Origin of the sequence: Bacillus sp. TH17, from assembly GCF_016651125.1 — a bacterium.
In the GTDB taxonomy this organism is placed as follows: domain Bacteria; phylum Bacillota; class Bacilli; order Bacillales; family Bacillaceae_G; genus Bacillus_A; species Bacillus_A mycoides.
In genome coordinates, this window is the sequence record NZ_JAEKEN010000001.1 from 4918411 (window position 1) to 4933272 (window position 14862).

The following is a 14862-nucleotide window of genomic DNA, read 5'->3' on the forward strand; positions in this document are numbered from 1 at the left end:
TGGAGGGTTAATCTAGATGTCGACTCAATATCTAAATTCTAATTTGAAAGTATTCTCTTTAAACTCTAATAAGGAACTTGCTGAGCAAATCGCAAAGCATATTGGAGTAGGACTAGGAAAATGTTCTGTTGATCGTTTTAGTGATGGAGAAGTTCAAATTAACATTGAAGAAAGTATCCGTGGTTGCGATGTATTCATTATTCAATCTACAAGCTTCCCAGTAAACGAACATATCATGGAATTACTTATTATGATTGATGCATTAAAACGTGCATCTGCAAAAACAATTAATATTGTTATTCCTTACTATGGTTATGCGCGTCAAGACCGTAAAGCGCGTTCTCGTGAACCAATTACATCGAAACTTGTAGCAAACTTGCTTGAAACAGCAGGTGCAACTCGTGTAATCACTCTAGATTTACATGCTCCGCAAATTCAAGGATTCTTTGATATCCCGATCGACCACTTAATGGGTGTACCGATTCTTTCAGACTACTTTGAAGCAAAAGGCCTTAAAGATATCGTAATCGTATCTCCTGATCACGGTGGTGTAACGCGTGCTAGAAAAATGGCGGATCGCCTAAAAGCGCCAATCGCTATTATTGATAAGCGTCGTCCTCGTCCGAATGTATCTGAGGTAATGAACATTATCGGTAACATCGAAGGCAAAACAGCAATTTTAATTGATGACATCATTGATACAGCTGGTACAATTACATTAGCGGCAAACGCTCTTGTTGAGAACGGTGCTTCTGAAGTATATGCTTGCTGTACACACCCAGTATTATCTGGTCCAGCAATTGAGCGTATTCAAAATTCGAATATTAAAGAGTTAGTTGTAACGAACTCTATCGTATTACCAGAAGAGAAGAAAATTGATAAAGTACATGAACTTTCAGTTGCTCCATTAATCGGAGAAGCAATCATTCGTGTATACGAAGAAGAATCTGTAAGTGTATTATTCAATTAATTGGATAGAATGAGACGTAACCAAGCTTGGTTACGTCTTTTCGTATCGAAAAAAGAAAGTAGTGGTACAAGAATGAAATTAATAGTAGGACTTGGGAACCCAGGTAGAGAATATGAATTAACAAGGCATAATATTGGATTTATGGCAATCGATGAACTTGCAAAACGTTGGAGTATTTCTTTGAATGAACAAAAGTTTAAAGGGGTATTTGGCGCAGGTTTTGTTAATGGGGAAAAAGTAATCTTACTAAAGCCACTTACATATATGAATTTATCTGGGGAAAGTATCCGTCCACTCATGGATTATTATAAAATTGATGTCGAGGACTTCATTGTTATGTACGATGATTTAGATATTCCTGTAGGTAAATTACGCCTTCGCATGAAAGGTAGTGCGGGTGGACATAATGGTGTGAAATCAACAATTTCACATTTAGGAACACAAGAATTTCAACGTATCCGCATGGGAATCGATCGTCCGAAAAATGGGATGAAAGTAGTGGATTACGTATTAGGACGTTTTACATCTGAAGAAATATCTGGCGTTAATCAATCCATTGAAAATGCAGCAGATGCATGTGAGGAATGGTTAAATAAACCTTTTCTCCAAATCATGAATACTTTTAATAGTTAAGCGCACAATCTGGAATATTTTATTTTGTTTTATCCCATACTAGTAGCAATTGGATATTTAGGAGGCTAGTATGGAAGGTTATTATTACTGTAGACATTGTGGAAGTAATGTGGGCTCCATTATCGCAGAAAAAGTATATAGCGACGTTTTGTTTCAACTAACAGAGCAAGAAGTAGTGGATATGATTCATTTTCATGAGAATGGAAATATATATATAAAAACGATTTGTGAATCGTGTCAAGAAACGCTCGCATCTTATCCTGAGTATTATGAATATGAAAAATTTCTGCAATAAAATGTTGTCGCTTTGGCATGTCCAAAGCATTTTTCTGTTTTCTTTTTCCAAAATATTTGCATAAAATATAGTAACTTGCTCTTTATGTTGAGAGGAGTTTTGAAAATGATAGGTTTATTAGAGCAATTTTATAAAAATGAAGAAATACAATCGGTTATTAATGGGCTAGAAGATGGGTTGAAAGAACAACTTGTATCGGGTATGGCAACATCCTCTCGTTCATTATTAATGGCAGCTTTATATAAAAAGACAAAGCAATCACAACTTATCGTGACGCACAATTTATACCAAGCACAAAAAGTACATGAAGATTTAGTGGCGTTACTTGGTGAAAAAGATGTTTGGCTATATCCGGTAAATGAATTGATAGCATCGGAGGTTGGTGTTGCAAGTCCAGAATTGAAGGCACAGCGTATTGAAGTGTTAAATCGCTTAGCTGCAGGAGAGAATGGGATTATTGTAGCGCCAGTTGCAGGGCTGCGTAGGTTTTTACCAATAAAAGAATTATGGAAGCAAAGGCAAATTGAAATCAATCTAGGGCAAGAGATTGATTTAGATGCACTCTTGCATACTTTACATCATATTGGCTACGAGCGTAAGTCAATGGTAGAAGCTCCAGGAGAGTTCAGTTTACGCGGGGGAATATTAGATATTTACCCATTAACGGAAGAATTACCGTTTCGTATTGAATTCTTCGATATAGAAGTCGATTCTATTCGATTGTTTGATGTGGATGAACAGCGTTCTCAAGATAAAAAGGAAAGTGTTAAGTTCGGTCCAGCAACAGAGTTTTTATTTTCACAGGAAGAATTGAAATCGGGAATTAAGCATCTTGAAGAAGGTTTGACTAAGACGATGCAAAAGCTTTCCGATGATAAATTAAAGACTACTGTGCTTGAGACGGTTAGTCATGAAATTGAAATGTTGAAAAACGGGCAGAGTATAGAACAAATGTTTAAATATTTATCTATTTTCTATAAAGAACCTGCTAGTCTGATAGATTATTTACCAGAAAATGGTGTTGTAATTTTAGATGAGATTTCCCGTATTCAAGAAACAGCATCACATCTTGAAACAGAAGAAGCGGAATGGTATATCTCACTTCTTGGCGAAGGAACAATTATTCAGGATTTATCTTTCTCCCACTCGTTTGAGGAGTTTCTTCATAATAAAAAAAGAAGTTTTGTATATTTAACGTTATTCTTACGCCATATAGCACACACGCATCCTCAAAATATTGTAAATGTGACATGTAAAACGATGCAAGATTTCCACGGACAGATGCATTTGTTAAAAACTGAAATTGATAGATGGAATGAAGGTAATTTTACGACCGTTGTGCTTGGAACAGATGATGAACGTGTAAAAAAACTACAACATATTTTAAGTGATTATGATATTGATGCAGACATTGTAGAGGCGACAGATATCTTATTGCCTGGAAGGTTACAAATTGCTGTAGGTGATTTACATGCAGGCTTTGAAATGCCGATGCAAAAGTTTGTTGTCATTACTGAAAAGGAGCTTTTTCATAAGAAGGTTAAAAAATCACAACGTAAGCAAAAGTTATCTAACGCTGAACGTATTAAAAGTTATTCGGAATTAAAAGTTGGAGACCATGTAGTTCATGTAAATCATGGTATAGGTAAATTTTTAGGTATTGAGACATTAGAGATTAATGGTGTTCATAAAGATTATTTAAATATTAAATATCAAGGTAATGATAAGTTATACGTTCCAATTGAACAAATTGATCAAGTGCAAAAATACGTAGGGTCTGAAGGTAAGGAACCAAAAGTTTATAAATTAGGCGGAAATGATTGGAAGAAGGTCAAAACGAAAGTTGAAAAATCTGTACAAGACATTGCAGATGACCTAATTAAATTATATGCCGAGCGTGAAGCTTCGAAAGGTTATGCATATACACCAGATACGGCAGAGCAACAAGAGTTTGAATCTTTATTCCCATATCAAGAGACAGAGGATCAATTACGTTCTATTGAAGAGATTAAGAAAGATATGGAACGCGGACGTCCGATGGATAGGCTTCTTTGTGGTGACGTAGGATATGGAAAGACTGAAGTAGCTATTCGTGCGGCATTTAAAGCAATTATGGATGAAAAACAAGTTGCGATTTTAGTACCAACAACAATCCTTGCACAACAACACTATGAAACAATTCGAGAGCGTTTTCAAGATTATCCGATTAATATAGGGTTACTAAGTAGATTCCGTACACGAAAACAACAAAATGAAACGATTAAAGGTTTAAAAGATGGAACGGTGGATATTGTAATCGGAACGCATCGTATTTTATCTAAAGATGTTACTTATAAAGATTTAGGACTTCTTATTATTGATGAAGAACAAAGATTCGGCGTTACACATAAAGAAAAAATTAAACAATTGAAAGCAAATGTTGACGTGTTAACATTAACGGCAACTCCGATTCCACGTACACTTCATATGTCTATGCTTGGTGTGCGCGATTTATCTGTTATTGAGACACCACCAGAGAATCGTTTCCCAGTACAAACATATGTAGTAGAGTATAATCCAGCGTTAATGCGAGAAGCGATAGAGCGAGAGTTAGCAAGAGGCGGTCAAATTTACTTCCTATATAACCGTGTGGAGGATATTGAAAGAAAAGCAGATGAAATTTCGATGTTAGTTCCAGATGCTCGTGTAACATACGCACATGGGAAAATGAATGAAGGTGAATTAGAGTCTGTTATGCTATCGTTTTTAGAAGGGCAGCATGATGTTCTTGTAAGTACAACAATTATTGAGACGGGTGTAGATATTCCGAATGTAAATACATTAATTGTATTTGATGCAGATCGTATGGGATTATCGCAGTTGTATCAGCTTCGTGGTCGTGTTGGGCGTTCTAATCGCGTCGCGTATGCATACTTTGCATACAAACGTGATAAAGTGTTATCGGAAGTTGCAGAGAGGCGTCTGCAAGCAATTAAAGAGTTTACAGAGCTTGGATCTGGTTTCAAAATTGCGATGAGAGACTTATCAATTCGTGGTGCGGGTAATTTGTTAGGGGCAGAACAACATGGATTTATTGATTCTGTCGGATTTGATCTATATTCTCAAATGTTAAAAGATGCAATTGAGCAACGTAGAGGAACAGACGGAGTTGAAAATACCGTTAATGTTGAAATTGATTTAGAAGTAGATGCATATTTACCGGATGCGTACATTTCAGATAGTAAACAAAAAATTATGATGTATAAACAATTTAGAGGTATTTCTGCAATTGAAGATATTGAAGAGCTGCAGGAAGAGATGATCGACAGATTTGGTGATTATCCACAAGAGGTTGGTTATTTATTACAAATTGCAAACATTAAAGTGTTGGCAATGAAAGAAAAAATTGAGTTAATTAAGCAAAATAAATTTGAAGTAACATTCCTGTTTTCTGAACAAGCGAGCCAAAATATAGATGGTGGAAAATTATTCATGCTAGGAAGTAGTTTTGGCCGTATGATCGGTCTTGGTATGGAGGGTTCACAATTGAAAATTGTGATGAAAACGAATGGATTAGAGACGTCGAAATGGTTAACAATTGCTGAAAATTTATTAAAAGGCTTGCCAGATGTAAAAAAAGAAGTAATAAATGCCTAATATAAGATAAAAAATACAATTCGACGTGCATAGAAGAACTAATGTGTAAAATACTATGTTTAATAGTTGGTGATTTTTACATGAACAGGTAAATTCACCACTTTGATCATCAGTAGAAAGTGAGGCAGCATTAGAATGAAAGCAACTGGAATCGTACGTCGAATTGATGATTTAGGCAGGGTAGTAATTCCGAAGGAAATTCGTAGAACTTTACGTATTCGTGAGGGAGATCCACTAGAAATATTTGTTGATCGCGATGGAGAAGTGATTTTGAAAAAATATTCTCCAATTAGTGAACTAGGTAATTTTGCAAAGGAATATACGGAAGCTTTATACGATAGCTTAGGACATAATGTGCTTGTATGCGATCGTGATTCTATTATCGCAGTAGCAGGCGCATCTAAAAAAGAATACTTAAATAAAAGTGTTGGCGATTTAATTGAGAAGACAATGGAAGAGCGTAAGTCTGTAATTATGACAGATGAAAGCGAAATTTCAATTATTGATGGAGTAACAGAAAAAGTGAGCTCTTATACAATTGGCTCGATTATTGCAAATGGAGATCCAATCGGAGCTGTCGTTATCTTCTCTAAAGAGGCTATTATAAGTGAAGTAGAGCATAAATCAGTAAATACAGCTGCAAGCTTTTTAGCGAAACAAATGGAGCAGTAGCGAAGTGTAATTTCTATAAGTAGCAATCTTTCCTAATTATGATATTTCTATTTGAGAAATTAACTACTTGGAGATATAAGTATATTGAACGAAGGTAGCGCTTTGCTACCTTTTTTCATTGAATATTTTTGCTGTTGAAAGAAGTCAGTGAATGTAAGGAATATGAAGGAGAGCCAGTTTTTCTTTGTGATATAATACGAGGGGTGAGAATAGAAAAAGGAGTTTTCTTGTATGGAAGCGAAGAAGTACCAAGCCTTTTGGCGTGGGGCTATTATATTAACAATCGCAAGTTTTGTTACGAAGGTATTAAGCGCTTTTTACCGTATTCCATATCAAAATATAGCGGGTGATGTTGGTTTTTATATTTACCAACAAATTTATCCGTTTTATGGATTTTGTTTGATTTTAGCTACTTATGGGTTTCCCATTATTATTTCAAAAATGGTCGCAGAAAGATTAGAACGAGGAAAACAAAAAGAAGCAGAAGAAATTATTTGTGTATCTTTTTGGTTTTTATTAGGAATTGGATTTATAGGGTTTTTCACATTATTCTTTGGGGCCGAAACAATTGCATCGGCTATGGGCGATATACATTTAGATAAATTATTACGTGTTATTTCGTTTTCATTCCTACTAATGCCATTTTTATCTGTAGCGAGAGGATATTTTCAAGGTTTCAATAATATGATGCCGACGGCTGTTTCGCAAGTAATTGAACAAACGATTCGTGTTTCTATTATTGTATTTTTATCACTATTCCTTATTGCTCATGGATTTGATTTATATACAGTTGGTGCGGGTGCCATGCTAGGTTCAATTGCAGGCGGGCTTATTGGGATTATCGTACTTTTACTTTATATGCGTCATGATTTCCATGCTATTTTCTTCAAAAGATGGAAGGGAATTAGAAATAAAAAAGGGATTGTTCGAATCCTTTTTTGGCAGGGATTAGCGATTTGTGTTAGTAATTTAGTCCTTATTTTTATACAAATGGCGGATTCTATTTCCTTGTATACTTTGCTTATTCGTGCGGGAGAGCAAGTTGAAAATGCAAAGGTACTAAAAGGTGTTTATGATAGAAGTATCCCGCTTATGCAATTAGGTACTGTTGTGACAACTTCTTTCTCATTGTCACTTATTCCTATTATTACAGCGGCGAAAGAAAGAGGAGATCTTTCATTTATTCAAGAAAAGGTAAAGTTAGCAATGAAAATAACATTTGTTATTGGATCTGCAGCTGCTATTGGATTAACTTGTATTATTCAACCTACAAATATTATGTTGTTTGAAAATAGTGATGGATCAGATGTGTTATCGATTTTATCTTTATCTATTTTATTTAGTTCATTGTCAATTACAACTGCTTCCATTTTGCAAGGAGTGGGACAAACATTAAAACCAGCAATATTCGTTGTATTTGGAGGTTGTTTGAAGTTAGTTTTAAACTATATATTAATGCCGTATTTTGGTGTAAAGGGAGCTGCGATTGCAACTTTAGTTGCGCTTATTGTAATTGCCTTGCTAAATAGTGTGTTACTTATGCGAGCTGTATCGGAGCCGCTTATTGATAGGCGGAATATGTTAGGTGTAGCTATTAGTGGTATCGGTATGGGGTTTGTATTAATAATCTTTATGCGTATGTTGCGAATGTCTGGATTAGTAATTGATACAGGACATAGAGGAATTGCGACGCTTGAAGCGCTGTTAGGTGTAGCTATCGGTGGATTAGCATATATGTTTTTAATTTTAAAATTTCGTGTATTTACAAAAGAAGAATTAGGAACCGTTATGAAACAAGAGAAAAAAGAAGGTTCATTGAAGAAGAGTGGATAGAGGTGACTGGTTGTGAGTGGAATCATTACTATTTTAGGATTAGGTGCTGGTGAGTTAGATCAGTTAACGATGGGTGTATATCGAAAGATAAAAGAAGCAGACCATATGTTTGTTAGAACGAAGGAACACCCAGTTATAGAAGAATTGGAGAAAGAAGCTATAAAGTATACGGCCTTTGATAATGTATATGAGGCACATGATACATTTGAAATCGTATATGAAACAATTGCGAATACATTGTTAGAACAAGCTAAAGGCGCAGAAATTATTTATGCTGTTCCAGGTCATCCGCTTGTAGCAGAAAGAACAGTTCAGCTACTTTTGGAAAAAGGAGAAGCAGCAAATATTGAAGTGCGAATTGAAGGTGGACAAAGTTTCCTTGATCCGATGTTTGCAAGTCTAAAAATTGATCCGATTGAAGGGTTCCAATTAATTGATGCTACATCATTTGAAAGAGGACAATTAGAATTACGTCAACATTTAATCTTTTGCCAAGTGTATGATGCATTCGTTGCTTCAGATGTGAAGCTAACGTTAATGGAAATTTTGCCAGATGATTACGAAGTGTATATCGTAACAGCTGCAGGGACTTCATTCGAGCAAGTGAAAAAGGTATCGTTATACATGTTAGATCACGAAACAGAATTAAATAATTTAACGAGTGTGTATGTACCGCCGGTTAAGGAACGTGCGTCCTTATATCAGCAGTTTGATGTGCTTAGAGCAATTATTGCTGAGCTTCGTGGACCGAATGGTTGCCCATGGGATAAAAAGCAAACTCATCAATCTTTAAAGAAATACTTAATTGAAGAAGCGTATGAAGTGCTAGAAGCAATTGATGAAGAGGATGATGATCATTTAGTAGAAGAACTAGGTGATATATTATTACAAGTTATGCTTCATGCCCAAATTGGAGAGGATGAAGGTTGGTTCTCTATAGATGATATTATTCGGACTTTAGCTGAGAAAATGGTTCGTCGTCATCCGCATGTGTTTGGGGATACGGATGTAAATAATGCTGATGAAGTGATTGCAAATTGGGAAGAAATTAAAAAACAAGAAAAGGGATTCGTGAAAGAATCTGTTTTAGCGGGTATTCCAAAAAGCTTGCCACAACTAATGCGTGCTTATGAAATTCAGAAGAAAGCTGGAAAGGTTGGATTTGATTGGGTTGATGTGCAGCCGATGATAGAGAAGGCCTTAGAAGAATGGCAAGAATTCCAACAAGAAGTTGTAAACATGGATGAGAAAAAGATGCTAGGTGAATTTGGTGATTTACTATTTGCATTTGTGAATATAGCTCGTCATTATAAATTAGATCCAGAAGAAGCGTTACGTTCAACTAATGAGAAATTTATGGATCGCTTTTTATACATGGAAGCAAAAGTAGCTGAAATGAATAAGGAAATGCAAGATTTATCATTAGAACAGTTAGATATTTTATGGGAAGAGGCAAAACAAACAGAGCGTTAATAGGGGGATTTGATATGCGTCTAGATAAATTTTTGAAAGTATCACGTTTAATTAAAAGAAGAACATTAGCAAAAGAAGTGTCTGACCAAGGAAGAATTTCGATTAATGGCCAAGTGGCAAAAGCGAGTTCAGATGTGAAGGTAGAGGATGAATTAACAATTCGTTTCGGGCAAAAAATAGTAACTGTGAAAGTAAATGAATTGAAAGAAACAACTAAAAAAGAAGATGCAGCAAACATGTATAGTCTCGTTCGTGAGGAAAAAGTGAAAGCGGAAGAAGGCTTGTTCTAAAATAGGTTAGCCCTTCATACATTACTATTAGCTAGTATAAAGCTATGGGGGGATTTTCGTGAATAATGGTTACTCACCTATGTCTTCTAATCAACAAAATGTTTCTGTAGAGCATGATATTATCATGCGTGGCAGGCGTGTAATCGACATTACTGGTGTAAAGCAAGTAGAGAGTTTTGATAGCGAAGAGTTTTTACTCGAGACTGTAATGGGTTTTTTAACAATTCGTGGTCAAAATTTGCAAATGAAGAATTTAGATGTAGAAAAGGGTGTTGTATCAATTAAAGGGAAAGTTCATGAAATGCTGTATATTGATGAGAACCAAGGGGAGAAAACTAAAGGCTTCTTTAGTAAGTTGTTTAAATGAGCCTAACAATTCAGTTGTATACAATGCTTTCGATGATTGGAATGGGTGCTTGGATTGGTGCTTCTTTAGATACATACCAACGGTTTTTAAAACGCCAAGAGCGTAAACGTTGGCTTGTATTTATACATGATATACTATTTTGGATTGTCCAAGCATTATTCGTTTTTTATGTATTACTGCGTGTAAATGAAGCCGAACTACGTATATATGTATTTTTGGCGTTACTATGTGGTTTTGCAGCATATCAAAGCTTATTGAAAGCACTATACATGAAGATGTTAAATTTTCTCATCTATATTTTTGTACAAACAACACAATTTTTTGTTCGAATTATACAGCTACTCATGATAAAACCTGTTATTATTATAGCACAGCTATTTATTGCATTTATATTATTCTTATTTCGTATACTGCTTTCAATTGGACATGTGTTATGGAAAATGGTGATTTGGATATTACTTTTCATATGGAAAGTTTTTTTCTCGCCTGTTCGGTTTATTGCTTCGCTCATATGGAAACTTCTCCCTAATCGTGTTAAACTTTTTATAATGAAGCATGTAGGGTTCCTGCAATATGTAGCAAAATTGAAGGGACATATCTTCCAATTATGGGTGCGTATAAAAAAGAAGTTAGGGGGACCTCGGAAATGAGGGAACTGAGACAAAGAACAATCGACAAACAGAGTCCAAATCCTGTTAAAGAACATATAATACAAACGGATGAGAACAGGAAGCGACTTTATCGCCGTTTAGCGGTTTTTCTTGTCTTTGCTTTTACAATTATTGCTAGTATTAGTGTGACGTTTTATCAACAAAACAGTTCCATTAAAGCAAAAGAAGCAAAAGTTAAGGACATGAAAAAAGAACTGGATTCATTAACGAAAAAAGAAAAGAATCTAAAAGATGAAGTTCAAAAGTTGAATGATGAAGAGTACGTTTTAAAGATTGCTAGAAGGGATTATTTCTTCTCCGGAAAAGGGGAGATAATTTTTCCTGTTTCTAAGTAGAGTATGTCTTATTGACACTGTATTTTAGGATTATATATAATAAAGTAAAATTTGACTTTTTAACCACTAAGGAGGAGCATTTTTTTTATGTCAATCGAGGTAGGCAGCAAGTTACAGGGTAAAGTAACAGGTATTACAAATTTTGGGGCTTTTGTGGAGCTGCCAGAAGGCTTAACAGGTCTTGTTCATATTAGTGAAGTTGCTGATAATTATGTGAAAGATATTAATGATCACTTAAAAGTAGGCGACCAAGTAGAAGTAAAAGTTATCAATGTTGAAAAAGATGGCAAAATTGGCCTATCTATTAAGAAAGCGAAAGAACGTGAAAAAACAGAAGGAGATCGTCCACGCGGTGAATACCAACGTGGTGGTGATCAACAACGTTCTGGACGTCCACAACGTAATAATCGTTCTTCCAACAGAGACAACCGCGGTGGCGGTAACGAACGAGCTCCAAAAGAAACATTTGAGCAAAAGATGGCACGCTTTTTAAAAGATAGTGAAGATCGTTTAACTTCTTTAAAGCGTAACACAGAATCTAAACGTGGTGGCCGTGGCGCACGTCGCGGATAATAAGTCCGTTTAATTCTTAACATATAGAGAGGTACCCAGAGTAATTACTCGGGTACTTTTTTATGTGAGAGAATATATTTTTAAAAAAGTTTTTGAGATGTATTGACTTTAAAATATATCTGATGTAATATACTAATTGTCCGTTAAATACGACGACATGGCGGTGTAGCTCAGCTGGCTAGAGCGTACGGTTCATACCCGTGAGGTCGGGGGTTCGATCCCCTCCGCCGCTATATTTAATTTAACGGCCCGTTGGTCAAGTGGTTAAGACACCGCCCTTTCACGGCGGTAACACGGGTTCGAATCCCGTACGGGTCATCTAAAAAGATCATGCAAATTTGCATGATCTTTTTTTGTTAAATATAAATTAAGACGTACAATACTTCTACAAAATCATCCTATATTTTCTGAACGTTCTTTCAACTAACTTTAAATAAATTAAATACTATGTATATATGTAGATTTATTTCGAATAAAAAGTCGAACGATTATAAAAGTCAAAACTGTTGTTTTGACAAAAAAACCAATAATCATCTTTTATAATAACAGTAATTAAACTATGCAGGTGGTGTTAAAAATATGCCTAAAGCAGGAAGGAATACTATGAATACAAGTGCATTGGCGATGAATGAAAGTCAGCTTGGAACAATAAAGTGGACGAGTAAGTTGCGAATGAAGTTTGAAAAAGTTTTCTTTAGATGGGGATTCATTATTGCTGTTATTGGTTTTCTTTTGGGACGAGCATATATATTAACAAACATTTTACCGTTTGCATTGCCGTTTTTTGCTGCTGTTTATGTTATGAAGCGAGATAAAATGCCGCTCGCGTTCTTAGCCCTAATGGGGGGAGCACTTTCAGTTTCAATAGATAATTTATTTTTTACTTTTGCATCTATCTTTACCTTCTTTATTTATAATATCTTCTTTAGTCGGTTTACACGTAAAACTGTTGGACTTGTACCATTCCAAGTATTTATCTCCGCATTAACCGCACATTTAGTTGTTGTATATTTTGCACAGCAAACCGTCACCATGTATGATCTGCTCGTCAGTACGATCGAAGCGGGGCTTAGCTTCGTATTAACGATGATATTTTTACAAAGTGTTCCGCTTTTAGTGGAAAGGAAAGGGAAGCAACAAGCGTTAGAAACAGAAGAAATTGTTTGTTTAATTATATTACTAGCATCTGTTTTAACGGGCACAACGGATTGGTTTGTTTATGATGCTTCTATTCAACATATTTTCACTAGATATTTAGTATTAGTATTTGCCTTTATTGCAGGGGCAGCTACAGGGTCCACGGTAGGAGTTGTCACTGGGTTAATATTAAGTTTAGCAAATGTGGCGAGCTTGTCTCAACTTAGTCTCCTTGCCTTTTCAGGATTGCTTGGGGGATTGTTAAAAGAAGGGAAGCGTATAGGAGTTAGTTTAGGTTTATTAATTGGTACAAGCTTAATTACATTATATGTAGACAAGCAAACAAGTATTGTAACAACTTTAATTGAATCTGGTGTAGCGATTGTTTTCTTCTTATTAACACCGAAGCTTGTTATGGATCGTATTGCTAAATTTATGCCGGGTACACAGGAACATTCACAGGATCAACAACAATATTTAAGAAGAGTGCGCGATGTTACAGCAAACAAAATCAATCAATTTGCTAATGTATTTGCTGCTTTGTCTAATAGCTTTTCTGTATACGGGTATGTGGAGAAGGAAGATAAAGAAACAGAAGCTGATTTATTTTTAAGTACAATTACTGCAAAAACATGTCAAACATGCTTTAAGAAGGATCAATGTTGGGTAGTTAATTTTGATAAAACATACGATTATATGAAACAAATAATGAGTGAAACAGAAGAAGGAACGCTGCAGCATAATCGGAAGTTAGTTCGTGAATGGGACAAGCATTGTGTGAGAGGGAAGAAAGTAACGGATTTAGTAGCGGGTGAATTAGATCACTTCTATGAGGGGCAGAAATTAAGAAAACAAATGAAGGAAAATCGTAGAATTGTAGCGGAGCAATTACTAGGTGTATCAAAAGTGATGGAGGATTTCGCTAAGGAGATACAACGAGAAAGAGAGAACCATCAAGCGCAGGAGGAGCAAATTTTACAAGCGTTTCGTGATTTTGGTGTCGAAGTGGAGCATGTTGATATTTATTGTTTAGATAGAGGAAGTATTGATATTGAAATGTTGATTCCGGCTGCATCTAATGAACATGGGGAATGTGAGAAGTTGGTTGCTCCAATGCTTTCAGATATTTTAAAAGAGAATATCGTCGTTAAGCATGAAGAGAAATCCTCATATCCAAATGGGCACAGTTTAATATCATTTGGTTCAGCGAAGACATATTCTCTTGATACAGGATTGGCCACTGCTGCAAAAGGTGGTGGGTTTATTTCAGGTGATTCCTACGCGATGATGGATTTGAGCGTTGGTAAATATGCACTTGCGATTAGTGATGGTATGGGAAATGGACAAAGGGCTCATATGGAGAGTAGGGAAACGGTAAAATTATTACAAAAGATACTTCAATCAGGAATTGATGAAGAAATAGCGATTAAGTCCATCAATTCGATTCTTTCTTTAAGGACGACAGAGGAGATGTATACAACGCTTGACTTGGCTATGGTAGATTTGCGGGATGCGAGTGCGAAGTTTTTAAAGATTGGATCGACGCCGAGTTTTGTTAAACGCGGAAATAATATTTTGAAAATTGAGGCAAGTAATTTGCCGATGGGAATCATTGAAGATGTTGAAGTTGATGTGGTTGGTGAGCAATTAAAAACGGGTGATCTTCTTATCATGATGAGTGACGGCATCTTTGAGGGAGCGCAACATGTGGAGAATCACGAATTATGGATAAAACGTAAAATTAAAGAACTACAAACAGAGGACCCACAGGAAATCGCTGATATCATTATGGAAGAAGTAATTCGCTCTGGTGATGGTTATATAAATGATGATATGACTATTGTGGTGGCGAAAGTAAAGAAAAATATGCCGAAGTGGGCTACGATTCCAATAGTAGGAATGCAGGCGCAATAAAATAATCAAAAAACCTAGGTAGATGCCTAGGTTTTTTTGATTAAAAAGGTAATGTGATTACTT

At 35.6% G+C, this 14862-nt stretch carries 13 protein-coding genes and 2 tRNA genes; all 15 read left to right on the forward strand.

The genetic code is table 11. The features are described 5' to 3' along the window. Positions 1-16 precede the first annotated feature (16 nt). Complete coding sequence (locus tag JFT95_RS25290) at positions 17-970, forward strand: ribose-phosphate diphosphokinase (RefSeq protein ID WP_002091580.1); 954 nt, start codon at positions 17-19, stop codon at positions 968-970. Between the two features lie 72 nt (positions 971-1042). Next, entirely contained in the window at positions 1043-1603 is a 561-nt protein-coding gene (gene pth, locus JFT95_RS25295) for an aminoacyl-tRNA hydrolase (protein ID WP_002144538.1), read from the forward strand. Positions 1604-1673: 70 nt separating this feature from the next. Next, positions 1674-1898: an anti-sigma-F factor Fin family protein gene (locus tag JFT95_RS25300; protein WP_002091576.1), complete on the forward strand. Its 225-nt coding sequence runs from the start codon at positions 1674-1676 to the stop codon at positions 1896-1898. A 105-nt stretch (positions 1899-2003) separates the two neighbouring features. Next, entirely contained in the window at positions 2004-5534 is a 3531-nt protein-coding gene (gene mfd / locus JFT95_RS25305; protein WP_201053513.1) for a transcription-repair coupling factor, read from the forward strand. A gap of 135 nt (positions 5535-5669) precedes the next feature. Beyond that, positions 5670-6206, forward strand: a complete 537-nt coding sequence (gene spoVT, locus JFT95_RS25310; RefSeq protein WP_002009670.1) for a stage V sporulation protein T — start codon at positions 5670-5672, stop codon at positions 6204-6206. A 231-nt stretch (positions 6207-6437) separates the two neighbouring features. Continuing rightward, complete coding sequence (locus tag JFT95_RS25315) at positions 6438-8039, forward strand: putative polysaccharide biosynthesis protein (protein WP_201053514.1); 1602 nt, start codon at positions 6438-6440, stop codon at positions 8037-8039. Between the two features lie 12 nt (positions 8040-8051). Next, positions 8052-9512 (forward strand): bifunctional methyltransferase/pyrophosphohydrolase YabN, encoded by a 1461-nt coding sequence (gene yabN / locus JFT95_RS25320; protein WP_201053515.1) that lies wholly within the window; start codon positions 8052-8054, stop codon positions 9510-9512. 14 nt (positions 9513-9526) lie between these two features. Continuing rightward, positions 9527-9802 carry an RNA-binding S4 domain-containing protein gene (locus tag JFT95_RS25325; protein ID WP_002009677.1) on the forward strand — a complete coding sequence of 92 codons (276 nt, stop codon included), beginning with the start codon at positions 9527-9529 and terminating at the stop codon, positions 9800-9802. 58 nt (positions 9803-9860) lie between these two features. Continuing rightward, positions 9861-10169, forward strand: coding sequence for a sporulation protein YabP (gene yabP, locus JFT95_RS25330; RefSeq protein ID WP_001059101.1), 309 nt, complete (start codon positions 9861-9863; stop codon positions 10167-10169). Beyond that, the gene (gene yabQ, locus JFT95_RS25335; RefSeq protein WP_002091573.1) at positions 10166-10819 is read left to right on the forward strand and encodes a spore cortex biosynthesis protein YabQ; all 654 of its coding nucleotides are present in this window, start codon (positions 10166-10168) and stop codon (positions 10817-10819) included. The genes yabP and yabQ overlap by 4 nt, the downstream gene beginning before the upstream one ends. Beyond that, complete coding sequence (divIC, locus tag JFT95_RS25340) at positions 10816-11175, forward strand: cell division protein DivIC (protein ID WP_002091572.1); 360 nt, start codon at positions 10816-10818, stop codon at positions 11173-11175. Before yabQ ends, divIC begins: the two co-directional genes overlap by 4 nt. A gap of 87 nt (positions 11176-11262) precedes the next feature. After that, positions 11263-11748 (forward strand): S1 domain-containing RNA-binding protein, encoded by a 486-nt coding sequence (locus JFT95_RS25345; protein WP_002009683.1) that lies wholly within the window; start codon positions 11263-11265, stop codon positions 11746-11748. A gap of 159 nt (positions 11749-11907) precedes the next feature. Next, positions 11908-11981: transfer RNA gene (locus JFT95_RS25350), tRNA-Met, on the forward strand. A 13-nt stretch (positions 11982-11994) separates the two neighbouring features. Then, positions 11995-12066, forward strand: a tRNA-Glu gene (locus JFT95_RS25355). A gap of 261 nt (positions 12067-12327) precedes the next feature. After that, positions 12328-14799: a stage II sporulation protein E gene (spoIIE, locus tag JFT95_RS25360; RefSeq protein WP_201053516.1), complete on the forward strand. Its 2472-nt coding sequence runs from the start codon at positions 12328-12330 to the stop codon at positions 14797-14799. Positions 14800-14862: the final 63 nt, after the last annotated feature.